Origin of the sequence: Lysinibacillus canaveralius, assembly GCF_047301505.1 — a bacterium.
In the GTDB taxonomy this organism is placed as follows: domain Bacteria; phylum Bacillota; class Bacilli; order Bacillales_A; family Planococcaceae; genus Lysinibacillus_B.
In genome coordinates, this window is the sequence record NZ_CP154840.1 from 1,767,068 (window position 1) to 1,791,261 (window position 24,194).

Annotated in this window: 29 protein-coding genes and 3 pseudogenes; 19 read left to right on the top strand and 13 right to left on the bottom strand. The window is 37.5% G+C overall.

Annotation, left to right across the window (positions count from 1 at the left end; translation table 11 throughout):
* Window positions 1–101: 101 nt before the first annotated feature.
* Genes AA0Y26_RS08800 through AA0Y26_RS08820 form a run of 5 tightly spaced genes read right to left on the bottom strand, consistent with a single transcriptional unit; the run spans window position 102 to window position 4,369 of the window.
* Window positions 102–1,460: a sensor histidine kinase gene (locus tag AA0Y26_RS08800; protein WP_413366988.1), complete on the bottom strand. Its 1,359-nt coding sequence runs from the start codon at window positions 1,458–1,460 to the stop codon at window positions 102–104.
* On the bottom strand, window positions 1,451–2,119 hold the full coding sequence (locus AA0Y26_RS08805; RefSeq protein WP_413366990.1) for a response regulator transcription factor: 669 nt from the start codon (window positions 2,117–2,119) through the stop codon (window positions 1,451–1,453). The genes AA0Y26_RS08800 and AA0Y26_RS08805 overlap by 10 nt, the downstream gene beginning before the upstream one ends.
* A gap of 22 nt (window positions 2,120–2,141) precedes the next feature.
* Window positions 2,142–2,894, bottom strand: coding sequence for a lantibiotic immunity ABC transporter MutG family permease subunit (locus AA0Y26_RS08810; protein WP_413366991.1), 753 nt, complete (start codon window positions 2,892–2,894; stop codon window positions 2,142–2,144).
* Window positions 2,894–3,652, bottom strand: coding sequence for a lantibiotic immunity ABC transporter MutE/EpiE family permease subunit (locus AA0Y26_RS08815; RefSeq protein ID WP_413366993.1), 759 nt, complete (start codon window positions 3,650–3,652; stop codon window positions 2,894–2,896). The genes AA0Y26_RS08810 and AA0Y26_RS08815 overlap by 1 nt, the downstream gene beginning before the upstream one ends.
* 12 nt (window positions 3,653–3,664) lie before the next feature.
* The gene (locus AA0Y26_RS08820; RefSeq protein WP_413366995.1) at window positions 3,665–4,369 is read right to left on the bottom strand and encodes a lantibiotic protection ABC transporter ATP-binding protein; all 705 of its coding nucleotides are present in this window, start codon (window positions 4,367–4,369) and stop codon (window positions 3,665–3,667) included.
* Window positions 4,370–4,942: 573 nt separating this feature from the next.
* Here AA0Y26_RS08820 and AA0Y26_RS08825 point away from each other — a divergent pair.
* From AA0Y26_RS08825 to AA0Y26_RS08845, 5 genes and pseudogenes are all read left to right on the top strand, one after another.
* A complete protein-coding gene (locus tag AA0Y26_RS08825) occupies window positions 4,943–5,443 on the top strand; it encodes a hypothetical protein (protein WP_413366997.1) in 501 nt (166 codons plus the stop codon).
* 85 nt (window positions 5,444–5,528) lie between these two features.
* Window positions 5,529–6,029 carry a hypothetical protein gene (locus AA0Y26_RS08830; protein ID WP_413366999.1) on the top strand — a complete coding sequence of 167 codons (501 nt, stop codon included), beginning with the start codon at window positions 5,529–5,531 and terminating at the stop codon, window positions 6,027–6,029.
* A 170-nt stretch (window positions 6,030–6,199) separates the two neighbouring features.
* Window positions 6,200–6,646, top strand: a complete 447-nt coding sequence (locus AA0Y26_RS08835) for an NUDIX hydrolase (RefSeq protein WP_413367001.1) — start codon at window positions 6,200–6,202, stop codon at window positions 6,644–6,646.
* A gap of 173 nt (window positions 6,647–6,819) precedes the next feature.
* Window positions 6,820–6,948: pseudogene (locus tag AA0Y26_RS08840) on the top strand (NUDIX domain-containing protein); the annotation flags it as partial.
* A gap of 334 nt (window positions 6,949–7,282) precedes the next feature.
* Complete coding sequence (locus AA0Y26_RS08845; RefSeq protein WP_413367003.1) at window positions 7,283–8,008, top strand: metallophosphoesterase family protein; 726 nt, start codon at window positions 7,283–7,285, stop codon at window positions 8,006–8,008.
* A gap of 185 nt (window positions 8,009–8,193) precedes the next feature.
* On the opposite strand, the gene AA0Y26_RS08850 is transcribed toward AA0Y26_RS08845, so the two are convergent.
* Window positions 8,194–9,576, bottom strand: coding sequence for a PLP-dependent aminotransferase family protein (locus tag AA0Y26_RS08850; RefSeq protein ID WP_413367005.1), 1,383 nt, complete (start codon window positions 9,574–9,576; stop codon window positions 8,194–8,196).
* 146 nt (window positions 9,577–9,722) lie between these two features.
* Between AA0Y26_RS08850 and AA0Y26_RS08855 the strand changes: the two genes are divergently transcribed.
* Together AA0Y26_RS08855 and AA0Y26_RS08860 are read left to right on the top strand one after the other, a co-directional pair.
* Window positions 9,723–10,340, top strand: a complete 618-nt coding sequence (locus AA0Y26_RS08855; protein ID WP_413367007.1) for an FMN-binding negative transcriptional regulator — start codon at window positions 9,723–9,725, stop codon at window positions 10,338–10,340.
* A gap of 188 nt (window positions 10,341–10,528) precedes the next feature.
* The gene (locus tag AA0Y26_RS08860) at window positions 10,529–10,972 is read left to right on the top strand and encodes a GNAT family N-acetyltransferase (RefSeq protein WP_413367009.1); all 444 of its coding nucleotides are present in this window, start codon (window positions 10,529–10,531) and stop codon (window positions 10,970–10,972) included.
* A 69-nt stretch (window positions 10,973–11,041) separates the two neighbouring features.
* On the opposite strand, the pseudogene AA0Y26_RS08865 reads toward AA0Y26_RS08860, so the two are convergent.
* The 3 genes and pseudogenes from AA0Y26_RS08865 to AA0Y26_RS08875 form a co-directional block, all read right to left on the bottom strand.
* Window positions 11,042–11,908 (bottom strand): annotated as a pseudogene (locus tag AA0Y26_RS08865) (IS3 family transposase); the annotation flags it as partial.
* Window positions 11,869–12,429, bottom strand: coding sequence for a transposase (locus AA0Y26_RS08870; protein WP_413362014.1), 561 nt, complete (start codon window positions 12,427–12,429; stop codon window positions 11,869–11,871). The gene AA0Y26_RS08870 and the pseudogene AA0Y26_RS08865, both read right to left, overlap by 40 nt.
* A gap of 320 nt (window positions 12,430–12,749) precedes the next feature.
* The gene (locus tag AA0Y26_RS08875) at window positions 12,750–13,121 is read right to left on the bottom strand and encodes a VOC family protein (protein WP_413368123.1); all 372 of its coding nucleotides are present in this window, start codon (window positions 13,119–13,121) and stop codon (window positions 12,750–12,752) included.
* A gap of 579 nt (window positions 13,122–13,700) precedes the next feature.
* Here AA0Y26_RS08875 and AA0Y26_RS08880 point away from each other — a divergent pair.
* The 6 genes from AA0Y26_RS08880 (at window position 13,701) to AA0Y26_RS08905 (ending at window position 18,167) form a co-directional block, all read left to right on the top strand.
* Window positions 13,701–14,393, top strand: coding sequence for a response regulator transcription factor (locus AA0Y26_RS08880; protein WP_413367011.1), 693 nt, complete (start codon window positions 13,701–13,703; stop codon window positions 14,391–14,393).
* 97 nt (window positions 14,394–14,490) lie between these two features.
* Entirely contained in the window at window positions 14,491–15,408 is a 918-nt protein-coding gene (locus tag AA0Y26_RS08885) for an ATP-binding cassette domain-containing protein (protein WP_413367013.1), read from the top strand.
* Complete coding sequence (locus AA0Y26_RS08890; RefSeq protein ID WP_413367015.1) at window positions 15,401–16,147, top strand: ABC transporter permease; 747 nt, start codon at window positions 15,401–15,403, stop codon at window positions 16,145–16,147. Before AA0Y26_RS08885 ends, AA0Y26_RS08890 begins: the two co-directional genes overlap by 8 nt.
* Window positions 16,110–16,283, top strand: a complete 174-nt coding sequence (locus AA0Y26_RS08895) for a hypothetical protein (protein WP_413367017.1) — start codon at window positions 16,110–16,112, stop codon at window positions 16,281–16,283. The genes AA0Y26_RS08890 and AA0Y26_RS08895 overlap by 38 nt, the downstream gene beginning before the upstream one ends.
* Window positions 16,255–17,073 (top strand): sensor histidine kinase, encoded by an 819-nt coding sequence (locus tag AA0Y26_RS08900; protein ID WP_413367019.1) that lies wholly within the window; start codon window positions 16,255–16,257, stop codon window positions 17,071–17,073. The genes AA0Y26_RS08895 and AA0Y26_RS08900 overlap by 29 nt, the downstream gene beginning before the upstream one ends.
* A 350-nt stretch (window positions 17,074–17,423) precedes the next feature.
* Window positions 17,424–18,167, top strand: a complete 744-nt coding sequence (locus AA0Y26_RS08905; RefSeq protein ID WP_413367021.1) for an amidohydrolase family protein — start codon at window positions 17,424–17,426, stop codon at window positions 18,165–18,167.
* A gap of 242 nt (window positions 18,168–18,409) precedes the next feature.
* Here AA0Y26_RS08905 and AA0Y26_RS08910 read toward each other — a convergent pair whose 3' ends face one another.
* Window positions 18,410–18,727, bottom strand: a complete 318-nt coding sequence (locus AA0Y26_RS08910) for a hypothetical protein (RefSeq protein ID WP_413367023.1) — start codon at window positions 18,725–18,727, stop codon at window positions 18,410–18,412.
* A gap of 296 nt (window positions 18,728–19,023) precedes the next feature.
* Between AA0Y26_RS08910 and AA0Y26_RS08915 the strand changes: the two genes are divergently transcribed.
* The 3 genes from AA0Y26_RS08915 to AA0Y26_RS08925 are packed head-to-tail and all read left to right on the top strand — an operon-like array spanning window position 19,024 to window position 20,097.
* A complete protein-coding gene (locus AA0Y26_RS08915) occupies window positions 19,024–19,482 on the top strand; it encodes a helix-turn-helix transcriptional regulator (protein WP_413368125.1) in 459 nt (152 codons plus the stop codon).
* Between the two features lie 17 nt (window positions 19,483–19,499).
* Window positions 19,500–19,775, top strand: a complete 276-nt coding sequence (locus AA0Y26_RS08920) for a hypothetical protein (RefSeq protein ID WP_413367025.1) — start codon at window positions 19,500–19,502, stop codon at window positions 19,773–19,775.
* A 7-nt stretch (window positions 19,776–19,782) separates the two neighbouring features.
* Window positions 19,783–20,097, top strand: a complete 315-nt coding sequence (locus AA0Y26_RS08925; protein WP_413367027.1) for a hypothetical protein — start codon at window positions 19,783–19,785, stop codon at window positions 20,095–20,097.
* A gap of 67 nt (window positions 20,098–20,164) precedes the next feature.
* Here the strand turns inward: AA0Y26_RS08925 and AA0Y26_RS08930 are convergent, their stop codons facing one another.
* The gene (locus AA0Y26_RS08930; protein WP_413367029.1) at window positions 20,165–20,341 is read right to left on the bottom strand and encodes a hypothetical protein; all 177 of its coding nucleotides are present in this window, start codon (window positions 20,339–20,341) and stop codon (window positions 20,165–20,167) included.
* A gap of 233 nt (window positions 20,342–20,574) precedes the next feature.
* Window positions 20,575–21,126, bottom strand: coding sequence for an AAA family ATPase (locus AA0Y26_RS08935; RefSeq protein WP_413367031.1), 552 nt, complete (start codon window positions 21,124–21,126; stop codon window positions 20,575–20,577).
* Between the two features lie 206 nt (window positions 21,127–21,332).
* Between AA0Y26_RS08935 and AA0Y26_RS08940 the strand changes: the two genes are divergently transcribed.
* The 3 genes and pseudogenes from AA0Y26_RS08940 to AA0Y26_RS08950 all read left to right on the top strand — a co-directional run bounded on the left by AA0Y26_RS08940 (window position 21,333) and on the right by AA0Y26_RS08950 (window position 23,669).
* The gene (locus AA0Y26_RS08940; RefSeq protein ID WP_413367033.1) at window positions 21,333–21,665 is read left to right on the top strand and encodes a PadR family transcriptional regulator; all 333 of its coding nucleotides are present in this window, start codon (window positions 21,333–21,335) and stop codon (window positions 21,663–21,665) included.
* A gap of 5 nt (window positions 21,666–21,670) precedes the next feature.
* Complete coding sequence (locus AA0Y26_RS08945) at window positions 21,671–22,195, top strand: hypothetical protein (RefSeq protein ID WP_413367035.1); 525 nt, start codon at window positions 21,671–21,673, stop codon at window positions 22,193–22,195.
* A 128-nt stretch (window positions 22,196–22,323) separates the two neighbouring features.
* A pseudogene (locus tag AA0Y26_RS08950) lies at window positions 22,324–23,669 on the top strand (serine hydrolase domain-containing protein).
* 79 nt (window positions 23,670–23,748) lie between these two features.
* Here AA0Y26_RS08950 and AA0Y26_RS08955 read toward each other — a convergent pair.
* Window positions 23,749–24,057, bottom strand: a complete 309-nt coding sequence (locus AA0Y26_RS08955; RefSeq protein WP_413367037.1) for a DUF6980 family protein — start codon at window positions 24,055–24,057, stop codon at window positions 23,749–23,751.
* Between the last annotated feature and the right edge of the window lie 137 nt (window positions 24,058–24,194).

Consider the following 24,194-nt stretch of genomic DNA (forward strand, 5'->3'; position numbering starts at 1 on the left):
CTTTCTTTAGGTTAGTAAAGGATTTTAATAATTACAATTCATACATGCTTAGTAAACCGAGGTAAGTACCTCCTAGAGAGGTTAACAATAAAGCCTGTAAATTACTTATGTTTATATATAGGTATTTCCACAAGAACCTCACCAGAATGTTGAGGAGTATTCTTGAGTGTAATTTTTCCATTATGTTGATTAATTATCTTCTTAGCAAAGGTTAATCCCAAGCCATAATGGTTATTACTCGTGCGTCCGTTATTTTCTGTATAGAACAACTCAGCTGCTTTTTTTAGAGATTCTTCTGAAAAACCTGGTCCATAATCGGTGATGGTGAAATGAATCAAATTTCGACTTTGGGTCACTTTAATCTGCAATCTTTCATGCGCAGGTGTTCTTTCTATTCCATTTAGAACGATATTATTTATAGCTCGGATAAATAGAGGGGGATCTATGAGAATGTTTGTATCTCTTTCTGTATAATCTTCAAGTAATACATGAGTGCCCAGGCTTTTAACTCCAACTGCTAACGTATGTAAAAAATCATTAACAGATACTTCTTCCACAATCAACTCAACTTGCTTATTATTTAAGTTTATATCGATAACATCCTGAATATATCGCTCAATTTGTGTAATAGAATTCATGATGTCATAAAAGCTTTCCTGAAGATTATCATTTGTTATCATAGACTTTAATAATTCTGTATTTCCTTTTATAATAGTCAATGGGATTTTTATATCGTGTATTAAATAATTGATTTGTTCCGTCTTTGAGTTAGTAATTTGTATTTCTTTTTGTATCGACTCAACTAGCGCTTCTGAAAGGCTTTCCATTGCCTCCATGACATTCGTATATTCTGTAAACCGAACTTTTGGAAATTCAAAGTTCAAATCTCTTTCTTTAATTTTATTTGTTACTATAATTAGTTTTTCATTTTCTTGGATAATCGTATGAGAAAAACTCCTTATATTCCAGATTAAATAGATTACATAAACCAAAATAGAGAAGCTGGCTAACAAGACTCCGGGATTAGGAAAAACTCTTCTTAATTCAATATTTGCAAATTGGATTTTCAGATTGTAATGGATTAATATCATTTCATATGGAGTCTCATATTTTATAAAAGAAGTGAGTTCATCAGTAGTGCGAGCGTTCAGAAAAGCTTTTTCTACATTTTGGATATTTTTAGAACTCATATTACTTTCAATGAGCGTGTTTGTCTGTTTATCAAAAATTGCAAAATCTAACTCAGAGGGAATAAGGCTGGAATCAATAGTATCGGTCTTCACTATTTCATTTTTTATTTCTTCTGCTTTTTTAATAGGGGCGTTTGCTGGAAGAAAAAGGTGTTGGCCGATGCCCCATGTCACAAATATGATATTGAATAGCAGAATAAGCAAACCAACCAAGATGATCTTTATTATCCATTTCGCAAAATAAACGGATAAGGTATTTTTTACTCCCATATATATCCTACTCCCCACACTGTATTAATAGGGGTTAAGCCAAATTGAGCAAATTTTTTTCGTATGACCCGAATATGTTCAACAATCGTTGAAAATTGAGAATCACTATCTATTGAATAGACTGATTCATAAATATCTTCTTTGGAAAAGATTTTTCCTTTATGTAATGCAAGCAATTCACAAATTTTATATTGGGTTTTTGTAAAGGTTATTTCCTCATCTTGGAACATTACTTTTTTTGCTTCTAAATCAATAAAAATATCATGATCGATAAATACACTTCGAGTTTTTCTTTTTGGTCTAGCTTCTCTTCTCAAATGTGCTTCAATTCGGGCATTTACTTCATGGATACTAAATGGCTTTGTAATATAATCATCCCCGCCGATAGATAATCCTTTAATTATAGATGATTCGTCACTTTTAGCTGTCATGAAAATAATAGGAATATGAATTGAAGATCTGATTTTAATACAAATTTCAAATCCATCTTCTTCAGGCATCATAACATCTAATAGAAGAAGATCATGCTTATTCATAGTCTCTATTGTTAAATCTTTTATAGTTTGGGTAGTAGTGACCCTGTGATCTTTCATTTCCAACATTTTTTTTATTAATCTTAAAATTGCTGGATCATCGTCAATCGCTAAAATATTTGCCATGTGAAATTTCCTTCCCATTGTATTAAGTTATTGTTTTTCTTCCTTCCCAGTTACTAATCCAGATAATACTAATAATAATGATTCCTATTGTTAAGATCATAAACGAAAAAATCCCGTTTATTGGAATATAAGTATTAAATGGTAAAATAATGTCTGTTAAATATTCGCTAAAGCGGTTAGCCCATGCCCAAGGAAGGTACACCCAAATTTTATCGCCTAGTGTAGTTAAAGAAAGAGCGGCAATTATCATGCCTCCAAACCCTAATATACCAGAAATTTCTATTCCATACTTATAGCTAATGTAATGATAGAAAAAGTATTGAAAAATGGAGCCTGCTATATGAATGATCCCTGTTAAATAGTAAAGCGATAAATTAACCTCCTCTACATTAACTATAAATTTTAAACCCAATATATAAATTGAGATAGTAGTGAAGATAGCTAGGCCATAGGAAAATATCATCATGATTATTTGGCTTAAGAAGGTAGTAATTTTGCTCTGAAAAACTCCAAGCATATTATAAAAATGGCTTGCTTCATTTTCTGCATCTGCAACCATCCCACATATAATAGATATGGCAACAGGTGTACTGACACCAATTATTTCGAAAAAAATCCTATAGCTGGTTTCTGGGTACAGTTGAATATTTCTAGAGAGAAAGTACAGCACTAATATGCTAGATAAAAGAATAGGGAGAAGTAAGTGTAGTAGCGGAAAGTAACTCCTTCTTCTTTTTTTAAATTCTCCCCATATACATCTATAGAATTGCTGCATTATTTCACCTCCAGTTTCTTGAAAGATTGCATCGTTATAGAGGTAAGTATAAAAAAGAATAGAAGGCTTATGAACAATGCAATAGGGATCACCGAATCATTTAGGAGTTCATCATTTTGCGGCAAGGGGATACCATTAGAATGTAACTTTGTTATTGGCATGACCACTCTCAAATGCCAGCTATATGGAACCATCCACCAATCTTCTGTAGGAGCAAAGATAGAACCTAAATTTAAGTTACACATAGTGTTAAATAATAAAGTGATAAACAGATTTGTTTTCCTCGAAAGCCACAAACAAAATGGTATCTGCCATAACGTGACAATAAAAGTATAGATGATGGCTAATATACAAGATGAAACCGAAATTAAATGAGGTGTCGTCCGAATCAATATACTTGTTAAGAGTAGTAAAATAATCAAAAAAAATGAACCGATAGCCATACAGCCTGTAATCAATAAAACTCTACTTAGTTCCTTTCTCTTCAGGTTTAAGGGTAGGCCGACTATTGATTTAAAACTGGTACCTTTTTTTTCAAGACTATTTAAAAGTCCTCCCGCAATGGCGATAAAAACCGACACCCATATGATTCCCCAATGATTTACGATTGTTTCTGCAGATAGCTTTAAAATATCTAAGCCTCCAAGAGAATTAAAGCCCAGCGCAAGAAGTGAACATAGTAGAGGGATAATAAATATAATCTTTCTTATATTAGTTCGTTTGGTTTTCAATATTTCTGATTTTACGTATAAATACATTTAGTTATCCCCCTACAAAGTCTGAATATTTTCTATGACCTCGCTAAATAGCTCCTCTAAATTTTTATGGGAATTATATTTCCCTTCGTAGCCTATTTTGCCATTACTGATGATGCCGATATCATCAGCTAAATGTTGTACTTCGGATAATAAGTGACTTGATAAAAGGACGGTCATGTTCTGCTGTGTAAAAGAGACAATTAATTTTCTTAGTTCTTGTATACCAATAGGATCTAACCCATTCGTTGGTTCATCAAGGATTAACAGCTTGGGGCGATTTAAAATAGCAAGCGCAATACCTAGGCGTTGCTTCATCCCCATTGAAAAATGCATAACTCTTTTATTTCCTGTATTTGTTAAACCTACAATTTCCAGCACTTCTTGAATTCTTTCTTTTGATAATCCCAAAATCGTAGTAATGACATCTAAATTTTCTTCAGCAGTTAAATTACCATAAAGCGGAGCATGTTCAATCAGAGATCCAATATCCATCAGATCAGTTCTGTTCCAAGGCTTTCCGTTAAAGATCACTTCACCGGAAGTAGTCTTAAGCAAACCAGCTATAATTTTTAATGTTGTAGATTTTCCGGCACCATTTGGTCCTAAAAGTGCATAAATAGTATTTTTCCTAACATTTATAGAAACATTATCTAGCACAACTGACTTCCGGTATGTCTTTGTAAGATTTTTTATTTGCAAAATATATTCATCCTTCATGTTTTAACTAACTCCTTTCCTTTTCTGAATAGAGCATACCAATAAAAAATCAAGATTTTATCAATATTAGATGTAAAAGGAAGTAAGGTATGCAAATAAATCTACTTTATCCTTAACGATTCAAGTAAGTAATTTATCAAAGAAATCTATTTGTAAGAAAGAGCATGTTCATGATTTTATACACGTATTTTTCTTGAAAAATCACAGTAATGAGTAACTTTTTTGGAGAGTACTTAGACAATGTTTTGAGAATCAGCCGTCTAGTGAAGCTAGACAAATTTTAAAAGAGCAAAAACTAGGTCCAAAACATTATTCAAAAGAAAATATCAGTTTTTATGTAATAGCGAAGCTTACTATACTTAGCTAGGCGTATGAAATATTAATCAAATAAAAACATATTAATATTTCATAATAACGGATTGCCTTTTTTTTTAAATAAAGCCAATTAAAAGAAGGGGCTATATTTTTTGTCCAATAAATGCATACACTAAACCAGACTAGAGATTCCTCTAATTGAATAAATTTGGAAAATAAACTACTCTAGAAGGAGAGCTTATGAGAATGGGTCTGCCTATGAAAAAACAGTTGATTGTCCTTGGTTTAGGGGTACTAGCAGTTTTTATCGCTCTACAAGCCTATCATTTCAATGTACAGCAGGAGATGAAAAAGGAAATTGGGCGAGGCTATCTTGTGAATATGGTGAACGTATCTAACACGTTCAAAAATCTGGATTATGACATAGTAGAAAAGATGGAAGCTGACAATTCGGAATATGGCAGCCTGAATAACTTGTATTCTATGTTGATGTATTTAGATGTCCAATCCTTCAAAGGACAGCCGGAAATCAGGTCGCTGCTCCAAGATATTAATAAGCTTTTATCGGAATATAAAATCAACGGAGAACTCACAAACAAACAGCAGGCAGCGTTTGATTCAAACGTACGGAAAGTGAGATTTATTGTGATGGAGTTAGAGGACATGCTCGGCAGTGAGATTGACTGGTACTATGCTTTCGTGGAGCCAACCGAAGCAATTCAAAAACGGGTACAAGAGCGATTGCTCATGAATTTTTAAGAAAGCTCGTGCGGCCATGTAGTTCTAAAAAGACAATGAAAGCTACTATATCTCTCATAGAAGCACTAGGGGAAGGAGCATTTATATGAACAAACGATTGATTGGCAAGTTACTGCTCGCAGCTGTTTTGCTTATTATGTTATACGCCTATCATTTTGGCGCGCAGCGGGATTTAAAGAAGGAAATCGGACGAGGCTATCATATTAATATGGTGCACATCGCTACAGCGTTGAGCGGTCTGGATTATGAAAAATTGACTGAGCTGAGCACGGAGGGGGATACGTATGGCAGCCTGGATAAGCTTTATATTACATTGAGATATTCAGAACTTCAGTCGTATGAAGGGCTGCCGGAAGTATACTCGCTTCTTTCGAATACGATTATGCTTATATCGGACTATAAGCATGACGGAGCCCTTTCACAGGAAAAACAGGAGGAGTTCAATGCAAATGTCCAAAAAATAAATGCCATTGTCACTGATTTAGAGCAGCTATTAGATACCAATCTTGACTGGTACGATACTTTTACGAATCCACATGAAAAGGTAAAAGAGCGGATAGAAGAGCGGCTTGAGATGGGGGAGTAACGCTGTATCAGAGGGGATTTGTACGGATCATGGAAACCCCCCATTACCCTTATATTGAAAATAAGGTTCAGTTTCAACAGGCGATCGAGCAATTCATTCAAGATCAAGAGAAATAGCATCCTATTGAAACGTACTAGTTTAGAATAACGAAGCAAAAGGAGATACATACGGTGAATTACATTCAATCATTACGAAAAGTAGTTGGCACAAAACCGATCATTGCGCCCGGATCGGCAGTGATTGTGCTAAATGAACAAAACGAGCTGTTACTTCAATTACGGTCAGATACAAATGACTGGGGAATTCCAGGCGGTGGGATGGAACTAGGCGACAGCTTTGAAGAAACCGCGGGAAGAGAGCTGCAGGAAGAAACAGGCCTTGTGGCGCTTGAGATGGAGCTGCTCGATATCGCATCCGGCAAGGAGTATTACTATCGATTTCCGCATGGTGATGAAATTTACAATGTGACCGCTATTTTTAAGGCAGCTAACGTATCAGGTACTCTAAAGAGTGATGAAGAAAGCCTGGAACTCGGCTATTTTCCGCTGGACGCATTGCCAAAGCTGAATGCTACAACAGAGAAGCTGCTTAAAAAGACAGGGTATATGAAGGACTGAGTTTTCATTGAGATAATCCATAGTCAGTGTGCTGTATATAAACATGACAGAGCAGCAGGATGACTAGTAGTAGTGGCGGTTACGTGTGAAACTATATTTAAGGAGGAGACTATATGGGCTATATTGAAGATTTGCGTAAGGTTGTAGGGACGCAGCCTTTACTATGAGTTGGAGTGGCGGTAGCTGTCGTTAGTGAAAAAGGAGAGCTTTTATTACAAAAAAGAAAAAACGACCTTTGGGGCGTTCCTGGCGGATTTATGGAATTAGGAGAAAGTACGGAAGAAGCGGGAAGACGAGAGGTCTTTGGAGTGTCAACGCTAAACTGGACAAAAATTATAGGGGCTGTTGTTTGAACTTCACAAGCGTTAAATAGCCCAGTGTTCCCTAAATACGAATGTTGTTGAACTACTGAACAGTATCATTAAGTTCAAGAGCGAGCTATTCAAGAGAAAGGAAAAGTGTTTCTTAAGAGTAAAAATATTCGAATTTTGATGTTTTTATACGGGAATTTCTTCTGATTGAAGGTCCAGTAGCGTATAGGGAAAAATTGAAGCGATACCCAACCTTAAACTTAAGTTAATGAGTGCTTACTTTAGAAAGATAGTTGATGTATAGGATATAAAGGGGGCTCTTATTGTGAGGACGGCTATTATTTCTGACATTCATGGCAATATAGATGCATTACAAGCAGTTCTATTAGATATTAAAAATCGCGGCATTAAAGATATATATAATTTAGGTGACAGCTTTTATGGACCACTTTTTCCTATAGAAACTTATAAATTATTAGTAAAAGAGAACATTCGAAATATTAGGGGCAATTGCGATAGAATCTTATTAGATAGCAATCCAAAAAATCCAACAGTACAATATGTTCAAAATTTATTGGAAGAAGAGCATAAAGAATGGATTTCTAATTTGCCCTTTTCTTTGCAAACTGAAGACTTTTATTTTTGTCACGGTACGCCCACTAGTGATGAAATGTATTTATTAGAGGAAATGAGTCCAAATGGCTCTACGCTTAAGAAGACAGAAGATATTTTGAAGTTGGTTAATGGAATTTCGCAGAACATTATTTTTTGTGCACATACCCATATACCTAGAGTTGTATATTTGCCTAATAATAAAATAGTTATTAATCCGGGTAGTGTAGGGTTACCAGCCTACGAAGATGAATTACCAATCTATCACAAAATGGAGTCTGGTTCTCCTTATGCAAATTATACAATTGTAACAAAAAAAGAAGATGACTGGATGATAGAGCAAATACTTATTCCTTATAGTCGAAATGCAGCTATCAAACAAAGTGAAAAAAATGGAAGAATAGATTGGGTAAAAGCACTGCAAACAGGTAGAGTTTAAAATTCTCCGGGAGCATTTGTGCAAAAACTATATCATTCTAACTAAGCCATTTTCAACAATCGGGCCAGATTGCAGAGGACCCCTTCTTGTAAAAGTAAAGTATAGGCGGGAAAAAGTTTTATTAATATTACAATGAAAAGTGGAACCGTAACTACCTGTACATAGTCACGGTCCTACTAAACTACTTATTGAGACCACGCTTTTTTCAAAAGCTCTACCCCTAACTGGATTTCCTCACAAGTCAGATTACTAAATCCCAGCTTAATAGCTGGTTCATCAAAGTGATTTTTTATGAAATAGATGGAGGTAGGATATACTTTCACTCCATGCAGGGAAGCGCGCTCGATCAGCCATTCTTCTGAACGGTTTAGATGGATCTTGGCGAGTATGTACAAGCCGGATTGCTCCCCGATAATCGATATAGTTTGCTGAAACTGTTTTCTTAACTCTGAAACGATGCACTGCATTTTTCGCTTATAAACAAGACGCATTCGTTTAATATGACGGTTCCATTCTCCTTCTTCCATAAATTTAGCCATTGTAAGCTGGCTAAGAAGGGAAGTAGTGCTCTCAAAGTGAAGAAATTGTTTTTTATACTGATTGAGGAGGGGCTGCGGCAGCACCATATAGCTTAGCCGGATTCCCGGAAGAAAGGACTTTGAGAAATTCCCTAGATATATAACTCTAGTTGAATCGATTGAAGCCAGAGCCGGGAATGGCTGTTGTGTATAACGGAATTCACTATCATAATCGTCTTCGATGATATAGCCTTGTATGTTGTCTGCCCAGTGAATAAGCATGTGCCTTTCTTGAATTGACATACTAACGCCGATGGGACTTTGATGGGAGGGGGTTACATAAATTAAGCGTGACACCATTTGTTCTAATGTTGAAAAGTCAGTACCTGTTTCATAAACTGGTAAAGTCTCAAGCATGAAACGATGAAATAGAAAAGCTTCCTTGGCCCCGTCATACCCAGGATTTTCCACAATAATGCTAGGAAACCCCTCCTTCAGAATTTGTCCAAGATAAATCAACATTTGCTGCGTACTACTGCCGATGATAATGGCACTTGGTTCTGCTTTAAGCCCGCGAGATTGAAGTAAGTAGGCGGCAATCTGTTCACGTAAGCATTCTTCCCCGAAAGGATGACCATATCTAAAACTCTCCTGTAATGTCAAAACTTGATTTGCTATTCTCCTCCAAATTTGCAGGGGAAAATGGGGCTGATCTACGGCTCCTGGCCGGAAATCAATGATGATTTGGCTGTCCGACGCTGATTTCTTTTGATTAGGAGGGATTGACGTGTTTTGAAGCAAAAGCGGTTCTACTTCATTAACAAAATATCCTTTTCTCCCTTCCCCACGGATATAGCCCTCTGCTACAAGCTGCTCATATGCACTAAGTGTTGTATTACGGCTTACTTGAAGGGAATCTGCAAGTTGGCGGATAGAAGGGAGTGGATCATTCGCTGGAATGTCGCCTCTCTCAATAAATAATTTAAACTGATCGTAAATTTGTTTATATTTCGGCGTACCTTCTTTAAAAGCAAAAATCGTATTATGCATTTACAGCCACCTTTGACATGTATTATTTCTTATAATTGTACCTTTTTAGATGTCAGATTGCATTGTAGACTATTTGATAGCGGAGCTTTATTTTCAAATTTTCCGTATTAACGTAATTATTGAGACAATTAAGGAGGCGTTATCATTTGTATATCCCTAAACATTTTCAAGTGACTGATGAAGAATTAATTTATGATTTTATCGAAAAATACAGTTTTGCGACTTTATTTTCTCAGCATAATGGAGAACCTTACGCTACCCATCTGCCGCTCACGCTAAATAAATCTGAGAATGTTTTATATGGTCATTTTGCACGTCAAAATGAACAATGGAAGGATATTGAAAACCAACAGGTCCTTGTAGTGTTTCAAGGTCCTCACTGCTATATTTCACCGTCTTGGTACGAGACATCCAAAGCAGTTCCAACCTGGAATTATGTATCTATCCATCTATACGGGAAGATGGAGATTGTGGAAAATCCAAACGTAGTATTCAATTCGTTAGACGACATGGTAAATAAATATGAAAGAGCAGATAGCTCATACAATTTAAAAGATGTCGACTCAAAATTTATCGAAGGAATGAATAAAGGGATTGTAGCATTCAAAGTAAACATAACAAAAATTGAAGCAAAAGCTAAGTTGAGTCAAAACCATTCTGTAGAACGTCAAGAACTAGTTATTAAGCATCTAGAAAACACTTCTGATCAACATAATCTCCAAATTGCATCTCTTATGAAGAAAAATATGCAAAAATACAAATAAACGTCACTTCTTATTAAACAGGAAATTTTCTTTCATCATAAACTTCAATAATCGCGCGTGTTTCTTCAAAAAAGGATTGTGCTCATCTTCATGGAAAGGCCATTGACTGGAATATGGTTTTTAAGTTTATGTAAAAATCTGTAAGTTTATCGGCTATATTAAATATAGCTAGTCGGGAGGGTATTAAAATGGAAATATATCAAGCTGCGATTGAAGATTTAGAAGGGGTATCCAATTTATTTAACTTGTACCGTCTGTTTTACCAGCAAACATCGGATTTAGAAGGTGCTAATGCTTATATAAAAGAACGTTTAGAAAACAAGGATTCTGTGATATTCGTTGTTAAAAACAAACATGGGTATGTAGGTTTTACTCAACTGTATCCTACGTTTTCCTCGATATCTATGAAAAAGGCATGGATACTGAATGACTTGTATGTAGCAGCAGAAGCCAGAAAACAGGGAATAGCAGAGATGCTCTTACAAAATGTAAAAGCGTACGCTATTGAAACGGGGGCTAAAAGCATTAGCCTAAGTACAGCACCAGATAATTATACTGCTCAAAGGCTATATGAAAGAAATGGGTATGAAAAAGATTCGAAGTTTTACCAATACGAATTAAGTTTAGCTTAATGACTGTCTCAATAATTATTCAACAATCGGCCGCGTTTCGGTAGTGACCCCTTAAAGTTAGAGTTTTTATTATGCAGCTAATTGGCTGGCGTGTATTCGGTAATTTACCGGACTCATGCCGGCCAGTTTTTGTTTAATACGATCGTTATTATAATAATTGATATACTTTTCTATTTTCTTTTGTAATGCTGCGTAAGAGATTAATTGTTCCCCATAATACATTTCCTGTTTTAGTATGCTGAAGAAGTTCTCCATGGCCGCATTGTCTGCGCATGTTGCTTTACGAGACATGCTTTGGAAAATCTTGTTCTGCCTTACTGTTTTCACCCACGTATTGTGTTGATAGTGCCATCCTTGATCGGAGTGAATCGTTGTCCGATATGCGGCACGCTTCTGAATGATTGGAAGTGCTTGTTTAAGTGACTCTAACACAAAATCTAGGCTCGGCCGTTTTGACATACTAAACCCAATAATCTCACCGTTATATAAGTCCATGATCGGGCTTAAATATAATTTCTCATTATTTGTACATTTAAATTCGGTTACATCAGTCACCAATTTTTGAAGGGCATACGGTGTGCTGAATCTACGATTCAAAAGGTTTTTAGCGACTTTCCCAACCATTCCTTTGTAGGATTTATAGCGTGATTTACGGACAAATTTTACACATTTCAATCCTAGCTTTTTCATAATCCGTTGTACTTTTTTATGATTAATTATGTACCCCTGCGCTCTTAATTCCGCATGAATACGACGGTAGCCATATCGGCCTTCATGCTTTTCAAAGGTCTCTAAAATCAATGTTTCCCACTTTTCGTTCGAATTTGCTTGTTTCATTTGTTTCATTTGATAATGATAGGTTGCTTCTGGAATACCCACTTGTTTTAAGACATCTTTTAATCGAAATCCTTCTTGTTTAAGTTCGAAGGCGATGGCTGCTTGTACTTTTCGAGGAGGGCATTCGGATTCTCTCGAAAAGCCTTCAACTTTTTTAAATAGGCCACCTCTAAACGAAGCAGTTCATTTTCACGTTCTAGCTGCTCCTCACGTGACATGGTTTTTTCTTGGTTATTCGCTGTTGGTTTTTGTTTCTTAGACATAGACGGGTGCCCCTTTGATTTTTTTTGCAGGCCCTCTATCCCTTCTTTTGAAAACCGATGATACCAACTGGCAACTAAAGTTGGATCATTCAAGTTAAAGTGAATCGCAGTATCTTGATAGGAAGCACCTGTTCGTTTCATAAAGTTTAATACATCTAATTTAAATTGAACAGAATAAAACTGCTTCGTTTTCTTAACGGATAATCCGTTACGCCCAAACGCTTGATAAGCACGTACCCATCTCCTTAATGGAGAATCATCTATACCATATTTCTTCGCTATCGCTCGATATCCTAGAGAGCCACTTAAATATTCTTGAACCACCATCAATTTAAATTCTTCGCTATATTTAGTCATAAAAATCACCCCAAAAGTTAGTTTTTTACTCTAACTTTTGGGGTGCAGTACCTTCTTTAATAAGAAATGCGTCTTTTTTCTTTAAAGGTGTAGCTAGAAACGGTAATGAATTTGGATAGAAAATAACCCCTTCGCGATGATAGCCGAGAGAGGTAAAATTCTTAAAATTTGCTCCAATATTCATTCGGATTGCTGGGTTACTTCGAGTGATCCATTTAATGGGTAGAGGCAAGACAAAAAAATAGGGGAATGTCCGATCTGGACGTTCCCGTTCCTTAAAGCACCTATTAATGAAATAAGGTAATTTGTTTATTATCATCTTACCAGTGTACTTGAAGTTTATTACCATTTGGGTCATAAAAGTGGAAATAGGCATGACCATTATCTTCTTTTATCTCCTCGACCTTAACTTGATTATCAAGTAAGTGTTGATGAAATTTAGATAATTCCGGACTTGTAAAGCCAATGCTGAATTCTTGTTTATTATCAATTGTAAAATGTGCAAATGTTTCATCTTCGGTAGGAACTAAGATCAGTAAGAAAGGTCCTTCGTTTACTTTTAAAACTGCAAGTTCCTCAGTGATATTTAGTAACTGAAGTCCTAATACATCTCTATACCATTGTGCAGACAGTTCTACATCTTTTACAGGAATTCTAATGTAATGTACTTGTTCAATAAATGATTTACTCATAGCCTTCTCTCCTTTATTTAATCTGGTATATGAAATAGTTCCTTTTCTATCTCCCTTTTTCCTTCCGATTATTGAATTAACCTGTTCTTTAATGGAACATTGAACTTCCTGCTTTCCTTTTTTACTATACTTCAAAAAGTCCAAAATCCATCTGCTTTCATGCAGTTAGGATGATCTCTTCGGGTGAGATTTCTGATATGGTTAATGATGTCCGCTAACACCTTTAAAACCCACTCGCTCTCGGCAATTTTAATCCATCTTTTATGGAACAGCCATTCGAGCAAATCAAATAACCACATTATTCTTTAGCAAAGCCTAAAACAAAGAAAAAGAATGGAATCGTCAGCCGTAATGGCATGAATCTTTGTTCCGTCATTTGTATAGAAAATTAAAGCTGATAATATTTGTTTTGACGTGAGAAAGTTTCGATTGTCCGCAGTTTACTAGAGCTTCTGTTCTAAAGAGGAACTTTGCAGTGCTGTTAGGAATAAGAATAAATACATATAATACTATAAGTTCAATATTATCCTAAAAGTTAGGATATAATTAATAATAGTATAAAATGCTACATTTCAAAAAATGGGTGATGTTATGTATGAGGGTAAAAGAATTTTAATTGTTGAAGACGATCAGGAGATTAGTAGACTACTAAGTGTTATTGTGGAGAAATCCCAGATGGAACCGGTTACGGCTTATTCCGGTACAGAAGGTTTGCTGCAGTTACAAAATAATTCGTTTCATTTAATTTTATTGGATTTGATGCTCCCGGGGAAAAGCGGGGAGGAACTTATAAAAGAGATTAGAGAAAAGAGTATGATTCCGATCATTGTAATTTCAGCCAAAGTTGATATAGAGAACAAAGTGCAACTATTGAAAATGGGGGCGGACGATTACATAACCAAACCGTTTCATCATGAAGAAGTAATGGCTCGAATAGAAGTTCAATTACGAAAAGCAGGTTTTCAGCCGATGCAGCCAACGAAAATCGGGTGGCGAGGGCTTAAATTGAACATAGAAAAAAGGTCTGTCACTTTAAACGGGAAAGAGCTGCAGTTGACGAATGCCGAGTTTGATATTTTAACATTTTTCCTAAACAATCCGGAGCGTGCGCTTTCGAAAAAGGAAATCTATGAAAGTATATGGACGGGGACCTATTATGGTGATGATAATACAATCAGTGTTCACGTCTCCAATCTCCGCAAGAAAATTTCAGAAATCACAACTGAAGAATATATAAAGACTATTTGGGGAGTAGGTTTCATGTTTGTTTGATTTCTTTATGAATTCTTTATGTTTTGCTTAAAGGATTTTAAAGACCTCTAAGCTAGACTGAAAACATCAAGAAATTTAATGAAGGAGTCGAAAAAAGGTGGACACCATTATACAAACGTATCAATTGACGAAAAAATTCAAGGAACAAGAGGTCATTAAACCGCTTGATTTCTCATTAGAAAAAGGAGAAATTTGTGCAATAATTGGAAAAAACGGTGCGGGGAAATCCACACTCTTTAAAATTATCTCAGGACAAATCATGCCGACATCTGGAGAGATTCAGCTATTTGGCAAATCCGGCAAAGAGATCGAGCTTGCGAAAAAAAGAATGGGTTTTATGATTGAAACACCTGCATTTTTTCCGGATTTTACGGCAGCTCGAAATCTGGAATATTTCCAGATTCAACGCGGCGTCGTTGACAAGAAACGCATTTACGAAGTCCTTGAGATTGTCGGGCTGGCAAATGAAAAGAAAAAACGGTTTAGAGATTATTCTATGGGGATGAAGCAGCGATTAGGCATTGCCCTTTGTCTTTTAAGCAGCCCCGACTGTTTAGTGCTTGATGAGCCTATCAATGGGTTGGATGTGGAAGGAATTATGGAAATCCGCAAGTTGTTGAAGAAGCTCAATCAGGAAAAACAAATAACTATATTAATTTCTAGTCATATTTTAACGGAATTGAAATTGCTGGCAACGCGTTTTGTGTTTATCAAAAATGGGGTAATCGTGGATGATTTAAGTATAGAGGCACTGGAAGAGAAGAGCAGGAAACAAATTCTGCTGACTGTTGATGATTCAGTGAAAGCAGCACAACTATTAGAACGAGCATATGCAGATATTCAGTTTAAGGTCCTTCCTAATCAAGCCATCACTATCCAAAATCATGTAGAAAGCGGCAGTGATATCAATCGCCTCTTAGTTGATAATAAAGTGATGGTGAAGGAGTTTCGCATCGAATCACTGAATCTAGAGGAATACTTCTTAGGGTTAGTGGAGGGGGACAAAAATGATTAATTATATGAAAAGCGAATGCTATCGTCTACTGCGTAAAAAAGCACCTTATGTAACAGCGTTGATATGTTATTTGTTAATTGCCGCTGCTGCTGCCGTCCTTATTTTATTTGGAAAGTCTGACCCGAATTTCCCTTACGCCACAAGTAAATTTTTCTATTCAAATGCAATTAGCGGCGGATTGTTGATTGTCATACTAGGATTTCTCTTTAATTCAGCTCTCACTGGCAAAGATATGTCTTTGATTAAGCAATCTGTTTCTTTCGGCATTTCTAGAAGCATTATCTTCTGGTCTAAGCTGATTTTGACATTAGGTTACTTTTTACTATTCTGTGTTGTGGGTATCATTTTAATGATGGTCTTAGGTGAAAACCTGCTGACAAGTGGTAATCAGTCCGTAAGTAATTTTCTAATTGTGTGTGTGAATATGGCTCCGCTTGTTCTGAGTGGATTTTTCCTAACCCATACATTGAAAATGCTGAAGGTAGGAGAAGGGTACATCATTATTATGTTGATATTTATTTTTGTATTATCCGGAAACCTGCTGCGGGTCTTCCGAGATATTTCAGGCTTAAAGGAGTTATACCATTATGCACCAAGTACATTGCTCAATGAAAACTTAATGAGCTTTGTGAATGAAGCACCCCAATTTGGTTTCGAATATTGGATTGTAGGCATCATCATTTCCGGGATTGCTTTGCTGATTGGAGCAAAAAGCTTCGGAAGTCAAAACATCGATTGATGGAGAAGGGATGAATGAACGTGAGCAGCTGGTTGATGATAGTGTTGATTTTCCTGCTGATTGTTGTACTCTGTATGCTTCTGCTGGTCCATTGGGATATCAGAAGGATGACGAAACAATTGGAGGAAATCATTGAAAACTTCGGGACAAATGAATTGGTCCGCACCAATACGCATAATAAAAACTTGTCTCGATTTGCTTCGAAAATTAACCAGCTTATTCAACTATTCAAACAGAATCAGCAATCTGTAGAAGTAAGGGAAATGGAGCTGAAGCGAGAAATCACGAATATTTCCCATGATTTAAGAACGCCTTTAACATCCATCAAAGGATTCTCCGAGCTATTAACAGATCCGTCCATATCTGAAGCAGAAAGGAAAGAGTTTTTAGCCATTATCCAAAAGAAGATTGATAATCTCACGATGATTGTTGATTTATTCTATGAACTTTCACAACTCGATTCCTCGGACAAGAAATTGACCATGGAAAAGCAGTTTCTAGATCAAATTGTCGTGGACACAATGCTCATGTTCTATGAAGATTTTGAGAAAAAACAATTAAAGGTCAGCTTGGATGAAGGGACTGTTCCCCCTGTTCTTGCTGATAATAAAGCAATTGTTCGGATTGTAAACAACATTATTCAGAATGCCTTAACGTATGCAAAAAGTTATTTTAGGATTACCTATGTAGAGGAAGAAAAATATATTTGGGTAAGGGCAGTGAATGATGTTGAGAAGGTTAATGCTACGGAACTTCAACAGATTTTTAATAGAACATACAGGCTGGAACCTAGTCGAACTGGTACCCAGCTTGGATTAGGGCTACATATTGTTCAGCAACTTGTTCACAAACAAGGAGGAAAAGCGGTTGCTGATGTCCATGAAAATGAATTTCGTATTGAAGTATCGTTTAGAAAATGGGATTAGGCAGGGAATATGCAGGAATACACCGCTTCTCTTTACAAGGTATACTTTTGGAGAAGTAGGTATTTCCATAAATAAGCTGTGTAATGTAACACAAACAAAGACCCCGTTTTGATCCATCTTGTTTCAAAACGGGGTCTTCTAATTTAGTGTAAGATGTGGGTTTGCGAGGTGTTTTTAATCAAACGTAGCTGTAAAGCTACAAACAGGCCATATTGCTGAGCAACATTTTAAAAATTTGCAGGAAAAATATAAGTTTAATGTCATAAGATAAAATTATGTTTTTTTTATTAATAACCACTATTATTTTTTATGCCCCATGTTTGATATGTTAAAGAAAAGGAGGAGATGAAATGAGAATCTTTGATGCACATTTTCATATTATTGATTTTGATTTTCCAATTATCGAAAACCAGGGATATATGCCGCCAAGTTATGTGGTAGAAGATTATCAAAACGAGACTGAAAATGTAAATGTTTTAGGTGGAGCGATTGTATCCGGGTCATTCCAAGGATTTGACCAAGCCTATTTATTAAAGGCACTGAAGCAAATGGGTCCAGCATTTTGCGGTGTAACACAATTACCTTTTACGGTGACGGACGAAGAAATCTTAGATTTAAATAAAAATGGTGTAAAGGCATTACGATTTAATATTAAAAGAGGCGGCTCGGAAGATTTATCGAAATTAGACTACTTTGCAAGAAGAGTTCATGATTTAGTAGGCTGGCACAGCGAGCTTTATATCGATGCAAAAGAGTTACCCGAAATTGCATCAACGATTGAAAAATTGCCGGCAATATCAATTGATCACCTAGGATTATCTGAAGAAGGGCTGCCTCATCTGTTAAAGTTAGTTGATAAAGGGGTGCACGTAAAAGCGACGGGTTTTGGCCGTGTAGAGTTGAATATTGAGCATGCATTAAAGTCGATTTACGATGTTAATCCAGATGCCCTTATGTTTGGAACAGATCTACCATCCACAAGAGCAAAAAGACCTTTTGAGCAGGCTGATATTGAATTGATTCAACAGCTATTTGATGAACAAGCTACCGATAAAATCCTATACAAGAATGCTTTTAAATGGTATTTCAAATAATTGTCTTAGCAACATTTCATTAAAATAGACGAACTGAACAAGAGTTTTCAAAAAATCGATATAAAGTAAGAGGAGTTATTCTGAATAAATCACTACAAGATGGAATCGAGCATATAGTGATGTGGCTTGTTGGATCAAAGGTTGGAAATTAGATAATTTATATTGCATGTACAATGAATAAGCGTATTTAAGATACCTTTCTCAAATACGCTTTGCTTGTTTTAGCAGTGAACCATGACCCATTACTTCGCCATTCTTCCGCGGGAAACAATAAGAGCGGAAACAGCATTTAAAATAATAGTAACAGTAAGCAGAACTGCTGCTGCGAAAGCGACAGCCCCGTTTGTATCCATAAGGGCCGACCAATCCTCGATCTTTACCAAATGATAGCTGTAGAAAATCTGGAAACAGAGCGAAAGGGCACAGGCACCGAGGCTCAAAACAGAAAAAGCGATCCAGCTTTTGCGGCCGTTCTGTTTAGACCGCATCAGTATGACAACAGGAAGCACCCAGGCAATGAGCCCAAGCACCAGACTGCCTAGATTAAGCAAACCAATCATTTCTCATCTCCCTCTCATTTTCTTCTTCTTATTTTTATACTTGCCCGATACGTCCAGTCGTATCGTCAAGATTGTTCCAAATGAACTTATTTTCCCCTTATTATTACAAATAGACGAAATGAAGGACAGCTGGTTTCGGTAAAGAAATCTATGTGATTTTTACTGAACAATCTTACTGTTCTACTCCTTCAAACGAAAACAGCCTATTAACAGGGGAAGGAATTTTCTCTTTTCTTTCTGTAAACATTAGTGTAAAATTACACTAAATGAAAATATTTAGTTAGGAGTTGGTGATGTTGGATCGAGAATCATTCATCCAATTGATTTCTAGAAAGATGCGGTTAATCCGTGTGGAGCGCGGCTATTCGCAGGAAAAAATGGCAACGATCATCGGTATTTCGAAAAAGACGTTAGTAGAAATTGAAAAGGAGCGCATCCTTGCAGGCTGGACAACCGTCATCGCGGTATGTACGCTGTTTCGTCACAGCGAAATTCTCCAGGCAACAATCGGGGAGGATCCAATCGAAATCGTCGAAACACTGGCTCACGAGGAGATTACGCTGCCAAAGCAAAAATCGATGGGCGGCCGGATATGGTGGCGGGAAGTGGAAGCGGAAGGCATCTTCCGTCTGCAGCAAAATATGTTCAGCCAGCACTACCGTATCCTCGATGAAGATGACTATCGCTGGTACAGCTCATTTGATGAAGCGGAAGCAAAGAAACGCCTCCATGAGCTGGCGCAGAAAATTCGTTGAAAGCAGGGGGTGGGGGAATGAAAAAGCAATATGTGTTATGGGCGATGCTTGTAACGGGGTGTCTGCTCGGCATTTACGCGCAGTCACTTGCCTACTATTTGGAAGGCATATTTGATACCGGCTGGCCGATTGCGTATTTGACCTTTGTCACAGTGAGCAGCTATGTATTGCTGCTTTTAGTGATAGGCATGAGTATGTGGAAAAAGCTTAGCGTCCTTTTAGCCGCCGCTTTCATTGCGGGCGGAATGGTAAGTATGTGGTCTTTTTTTGTATTGGCGATGTGGTGGGGGTAAAGTGGGAATGATGAAGAAAATATGCAAATATCTGCTCGGTATGCTGCTGCTAATTGGTCTGGGGTACGGCTATGTGCAATTTAAATTTATCACAGTAGAAAATTCTGTAACCAATTATTTAGTACATATAAAACCCGAAACGTCTTACAAGACAGAGCCTTTCATCGCAAATTTATCAGGCGATAAAAATTGGATGGTTTCCGTCAAGATAGAAGGAGAAGCTAGAACATATTTTTATTATGTAAACAAGAAAAAGCAGCTGGTGTTAGAGTCCTACGTGGAAAATGGCATCGAGTATGTAGAAAATCGTGTTGTAAAGTAAATGTTCCGATTATCGTATGCCATCTCCTGGAGATAATAATGGCTGAACTAAAGGATTCCTCTACCATTTATCCTATTTTATCACTGGCAACACGGCGCTTTATGAAAAATGCGGGTTTAATAAGCTGAGAATAGCTTTTTACAGTAATCCATATCAGCTGCCCGAATAGTTGGAGTAGACATTCAAAAGGAAAGCCTGTTTCTTCAGAACAGGCTTCAGCCTGTTGACAAACGCTTTCATCCATCGTTGCTTGCTTCGCTCGTCCGCGCATGAACTTAGGTTCTATTCGCGTCTTCGCTCGTCGGCGCGCCTTGTCTGGCAAGCGTTTTCAAGACAGGCTGGGTAAATTTTCTTTTTATCAAAGTATCTAAAAAAACGTGAAGACAAAGTCAAAAATAACTTTGTCTTCACTCTGCAGCCTGTTTCTTCAGAATAGGCTTTTTTACATTTCAAAAAAGTTCATTTTTCTCGAAAAGCCTATCCTTCCAATAGCCGCTTAATGCTCTGTATCACTCCGGCAACATCTTTCTCACAACGCACGACAAATTCCTGGTGAAGACGGTCAAGATTTTCAGGAAGAATGAGTTTCTTTTGTCGTTCCAATAAGTCCTCGTATGAGTCAATCGTGCGAAGAATCGTGGCGTCCCGGTTGCTGGTTCTTACTCTTTCTTTTAATACCTCGTAAGGAATGTCAAACTTCACAATGATCACTTCAAACCCCTCTTTTGTAATTCTTTTCATAAGAGCGTCTCTGCCTTCATCACTCAAGTTAGCATTACACAGAATCAGGTGAAGGTTGGTATGCAGCATGGCATACTGCACAATCGTTTCGGATAGCGCATATTTAATAAGATTTTCTCCGTCTGCAGGTACGAGTTTCGGGTAAGTGGACTGCAGAAATTCCGCATGGATATCTTGATCGATGACTACACAGTTTGAACATATTTGTTCGAGCTTCCGCGCAAAGGTTGATTTTCCGCTATGTGTTTTTCCGATTGTTAAAATGCAAAACCGTTTCTGTTTTGTCATTGGATTTCTCCTTAATAGGTGTTCTATAAATTTTCCAACCGTTCGTTTTATACGTGGTGAAATCACTAATATGTAATTCAATTTCTTATTTTTATTCTCGCGTATTTTGTACTCAGTTTCAAATGGAATTCATACTTTTTGATTATTTATAATTTTTTTCCAATTATATTCTTGAATGAAGTATATACTTTTGTTAAATTTACTTTATGGATAGAACAAGTTTAATTAAAGGTCATTTAGAAATGTGTGTATTAGGAATTTTGACGCGGGAAAAGAGCTACGGATATGAAATCATGAAGGAGCTGGAGAAGCACAATTTAAAGCTGAAAGCGGTCGGCAGCATCTACCCGATATTGAACAAGCTCAAGGATTATGAGTGGGTCAATACACATCAGGAGATAACAGAGAGCGGTAAAGTGAGAATTTATTATGAAATCAATGAAAGGGGAAAGTTGCAGCTTCAGCGTAAAATTGAAGAGTGGCTGGAGCTGCAGGAGGATATTAAATCATTGCTGGGGAGTAATGTAAAGGGGGAGTAGGCTGGATGAGCAGTCAACTGAGCAGGAAGGAAGAAATGTTTTTAACGGAAGTATTAGAGGAGCTGGAACAGTATGGAACCAGTGAAGAGGAAAGGAAGACAATCCGCCAGCAGATTGTTGAGCATATGGAGGAGTCCAGGGAACAAGGAGAAGACGGCGTAGAGAGTTTAGGCGGTGCAGCGGGTTTCGTTAACGATTTTCTTGAAATCAGCGATATCGATTTACCATCTGAAATCAAAAACATCCGTACATCTCCTGAAAAAAAGAAGGCTCTTTTCGCAGCGGGTTTCTGTACATTGATAGGGACGTATTTGCTGTCACAGCTTGTATTGTCGCTTGTGGCGACGGATTCGTTTAATCCGCTCAACAAAAACGGCTTTGACGATTACCATTTGTTATATCAGATCTCAGAGAATCCTTGGTGGAATACAATGCTTCTGCTAGTCAGCATATCCATTTCCTGCTTGGCAGCGTTTGTCGTGATGCGGTTTTGGGGGAGACCTTTAAAAACCAGGAGAAAAATACAATGAAGAATGGCAGCATTAAACGTTTGGCTATGTTCACTTGTCTGTTTTTACTGACTGGAATTATGTCCCCAGCTAAATCCTCCGCTGAGGAGAAAGTCACTGCTATGATTGACAGCTATGTAGAAGCATATATGGAAGAGCATCAGGTACCGGGTGTATCTATTGCCATTGTGAAAGAAAATGGGGACATCTATACAAAGGGATGGGGAGTAACGGGGCAGTCCGAAGAACAAGTGACACCGCATACGCCGTTTTTGCTTGGGTCCGTCAGCAAATCGTTGACGGCCCTGGCCATTATGAAACTGATTGAAGATAATGTTGTGAACTTGGAAGACCGGGTAGTTGATCATGTATCCTGGTTTACGCTTAAGGATGAGCAGGCTTCATCCCGTATCACGATCGAACAGCTGCTGTCCCATACGAGTGGTATCAGTACTTATACAGGTCTGCAGCTTGCAGACCGCGGTGCGGCGGATTTACATGCTATTGAACAGAATGTAAGGGAATTAAAAAATATCGGGCTTACGGCATCACCGGGAGAAAGCTACCAATACAGCGATGCCAACTATTTGGTTTTGGGCACTATTATCGAAGAGGTGTCTAACCAACCGTTTTCCGAGTACATGAACGACTATATATTTGCGGAGCTTGAGATGAAAGATGCAGCGGCAGAACGGAATGCTGCTTCTGAAAACGGCTATCTTGCTGGATACCAGTCCTGGTTCGGTATCCAAAGAAAAGCAGCGTCCCATACGATAATGGGGGAGCGCCATATGGCTATATTGCCGCCAGCGCACAGGACATGGCCCGTTATGTTCAATTTCTAATGGGGGACCAGGACAATAGCTTTTTAACGAAGGAAAGCCTGGAGCAATTTCTGTCCCCATTAACTCAGTCCAGAGCTGATCGGTATTACGGCTTTGGTTTGATGTTAACGGAGTCTGATATTAACGGGAAGATGGTATGGCATGCAGGTTCGACACCAGATTCGCGCTCGGAGTTTTTCCTGCTGCCTGACAAGGGGTGGGGAGGGGCGATTTTAACTAATAAAAACCACATCTTGGAAGAGTCCTCACTTACCGGGCTCAGAGACGGTATTATTGATATGGTAAACGGCCAGGAACCGATTATTGTAGAGAAACCTTTTCCTCTTTTACAGCTGGTTGTGCTAGGGGCAGCAGTATTGCTTGTATTCCTTTTCGTTTATTTGCTTGTTAACACGAAAAAGAGAAATATCAAAAAAAAGAAAAGCTGGCAGGCTATAGGTGCGATGCTGATTATTATAGCTATTGCAAGTATGCCGACACTTATATATAACGCAGGTTCGCCGTGGCATTCAATCAAGCTGTTTGCACCAGATATTGCACTGTTGGCAGTTAGTATAGCAATACTATTGGCGTTAAACGGATTGATGGCTATTTATATGTCCGCCAATCGAAAAGGAAAGCAGCTGATCACAAAATATCGAAAGTTGTAGGTTCGTTAAAACGGAAGTAGCTTTCCTTCTTGCGGTATATCTTTTCGATATTACCCGATCGTATTCATTAAAGGACAGCCTATTCTCTATACCATTTATCTGACTGAAATGCTTGCGGGATTTCCTGTTCGAAAGGGTCATCAAAGCCTAATGCTTCGAGTGTGTCGAACCATAAATCACATTTAGACGGAGGCAGCTTGATGCCGCACCATGGGCAGAATGAAATCTCTATAGTCGAAGAGCCGCCGTCATGGATAATCAAGCCATATTCATCGAACTTTGGGCTGTAGGAAATTATCTGGTCAGGACAGTCGAATGGTTTCGGATGCTGTTTACATACAGCATTTACCTGTCTGGTCATTGTCTCACAGCAATGTGTTTTCATCATTTACCTTCTTTCTTTATCAGTATCATTACTATAGCATAACTAATTTTCTAACCGAAATGAGGTGAAAAAGCAGGGGGGGCTATTGGGAATGGCTCTGCTGATTTGTTTGGACGCTGTCTATTCATTTTATATTTTGC

What these genes read in the sequence shown, in the direction of transcription:
- AA0Y26_RS08910 (WP_413367023.1), bottom strand. Translation starts at nt 18,727, where the DNA reads ATGATTGGTTTGCTTAATCTAGGCAGTCTGGTGCTTGGGCTCATTGCC.
- AA0Y26_RS08820 (WP_413366995.1), bottom strand. Translation starts at nt 4,369, where the DNA reads ATGAAGGATGAATATATTTTGCAAATAAAAAATCTTACAAAGACATAC.
- AA0Y26_RS08805 (WP_413366990.1), bottom strand. Translation starts at nt 2,119, where the DNA reads ATGGCAAATATTTTAGCGATTGACGATGATCCAGCAATTTTAAGATTA.
- AA0Y26_RS08830 (WP_413366999.1), top strand. Translation starts at nt 5,529, where the DNA reads ATGAACAAACGATTGATTGGCAAGTTACTGCTCGCAGCTGTTTTGCTT.
- AA0Y26_RS08800 (WP_413366988.1), bottom strand. Translation starts at nt 1,460, where the DNA reads ATGGGAGTAAAAAATACCTTATCCGTTTATTTTGCGAAATGGATAATA.
- AA0Y26_RS08890 (WP_413367015.1), top strand. Translation starts at nt 15,401, where the DNA reads ATGATTAATTATATGAAAAGCGAATGCTATCGTCTACTGCGTAAAAAA.
- AA0Y26_RS08940 (WP_413367033.1), top strand. Translation starts at nt 21,333, where the DNA reads ATGGATAGAACAAGTTTAATTAAAGGTCATTTAGAAATGTGTGTATTA.
- AA0Y26_RS08935 (WP_413367031.1), bottom strand. Translation starts at nt 21,126, where the DNA reads ATGACAAAACAGAAACGGTTTTGCATTTTAACAATCGGAAAAACACAT.
- AA0Y26_RS08815 (WP_413366993.1), bottom strand. Translation starts at nt 3,652, where the DNA reads ATGTATTTATACGTAAAATCAGAAATATTGAAAACCAAACGAACTAAT.
- AA0Y26_RS08930 (WP_413367029.1), bottom strand. Translation starts at nt 20,341, where the DNA reads ATGGATGAAAGCGTTTGTCAACAGGCTGAAGCCTGTTCTGAAGAAACA.
- AA0Y26_RS08810 (WP_413366991.1), bottom strand. Translation starts at nt 2,894, where the DNA reads ATGCAGCAATTCTATAGATGTATATGGGGAGAATTTAAAAAAAGAAGA.
- AA0Y26_RS08870 (WP_413362014.1), bottom strand. Translation starts at nt 12,429, where the DNA reads ATGACTAAATATAGCGAAGAATTTAAATTGATGGTGGTTCAAGAATAT.
- AA0Y26_RS08825 (WP_413366997.1), top strand. Translation starts at nt 4,943, where the DNA reads ATGAAAAAACAGTTGATTGTCCTTGGTTTAGGGGTACTAGCAGTTTTT.
- AA0Y26_RS08880 (WP_413367011.1), top strand. Translation starts at nt 13,701, where the DNA reads ATGGGTGATGTTATGTATGAGGGTAAAAGAATTTTAATTGTTGAAGAC.
- AA0Y26_RS08920 (WP_413367025.1), top strand. Translation starts at nt 19,500, where the DNA reads ATGAAAAAGCAATATGTGTTATGGGCGATGCTTGTAACGGGGTGTCTG.
- AA0Y26_RS08850 (WP_413367005.1), bottom strand. Translation starts at nt 9,576, where the DNA reads ATGCATAATACGATTTTTGCTTTTAAAGAAGGTACGCCGAAATATAAA.
- AA0Y26_RS08925 (WP_413367027.1), top strand. Translation starts at nt 19,783, where the DNA reads ATGATGAAGAAAATATGCAAATATCTGCTCGGTATGCTGCTGCTAATT.
- AA0Y26_RS08955 (WP_413367037.1), bottom strand. Translation starts at nt 24,057, where the DNA reads ATGATGAAAACACATTGCTGTGAGACAATGACCAGACAGGTAAATGCT.
- AA0Y26_RS08900 (WP_413367019.1), top strand. Translation starts at nt 16,255, where the DNA reads ATGACGAAACAATTGGAGGAAATCATTGAAAACTTCGGGACAAATGAA.
- AA0Y26_RS08905 (WP_413367021.1), top strand. Translation starts at nt 17,424, where the DNA reads ATGAGAATCTTTGATGCACATTTTCATATTATTGATTTTGATTTTCCA.
- AA0Y26_RS08945 (WP_413367035.1), top strand. Translation starts at nt 21,671, where the DNA reads ATGAGCAGTCAACTGAGCAGGAAGGAAGAAATGTTTTTAACGGAAGTA.
- AA0Y26_RS08875 (WP_413368123.1), bottom strand. Translation starts at nt 13,121, where the DNA reads ATGAGTAAATCATTTATTGAACAAGTACATTACATTAGAATTCCTGTA.
- AA0Y26_RS08860 (WP_413367009.1), top strand. Translation starts at nt 10,529, where the DNA reads ATGGAAATATATCAAGCTGCGATTGAAGATTTAGAAGGGGTATCCAAT.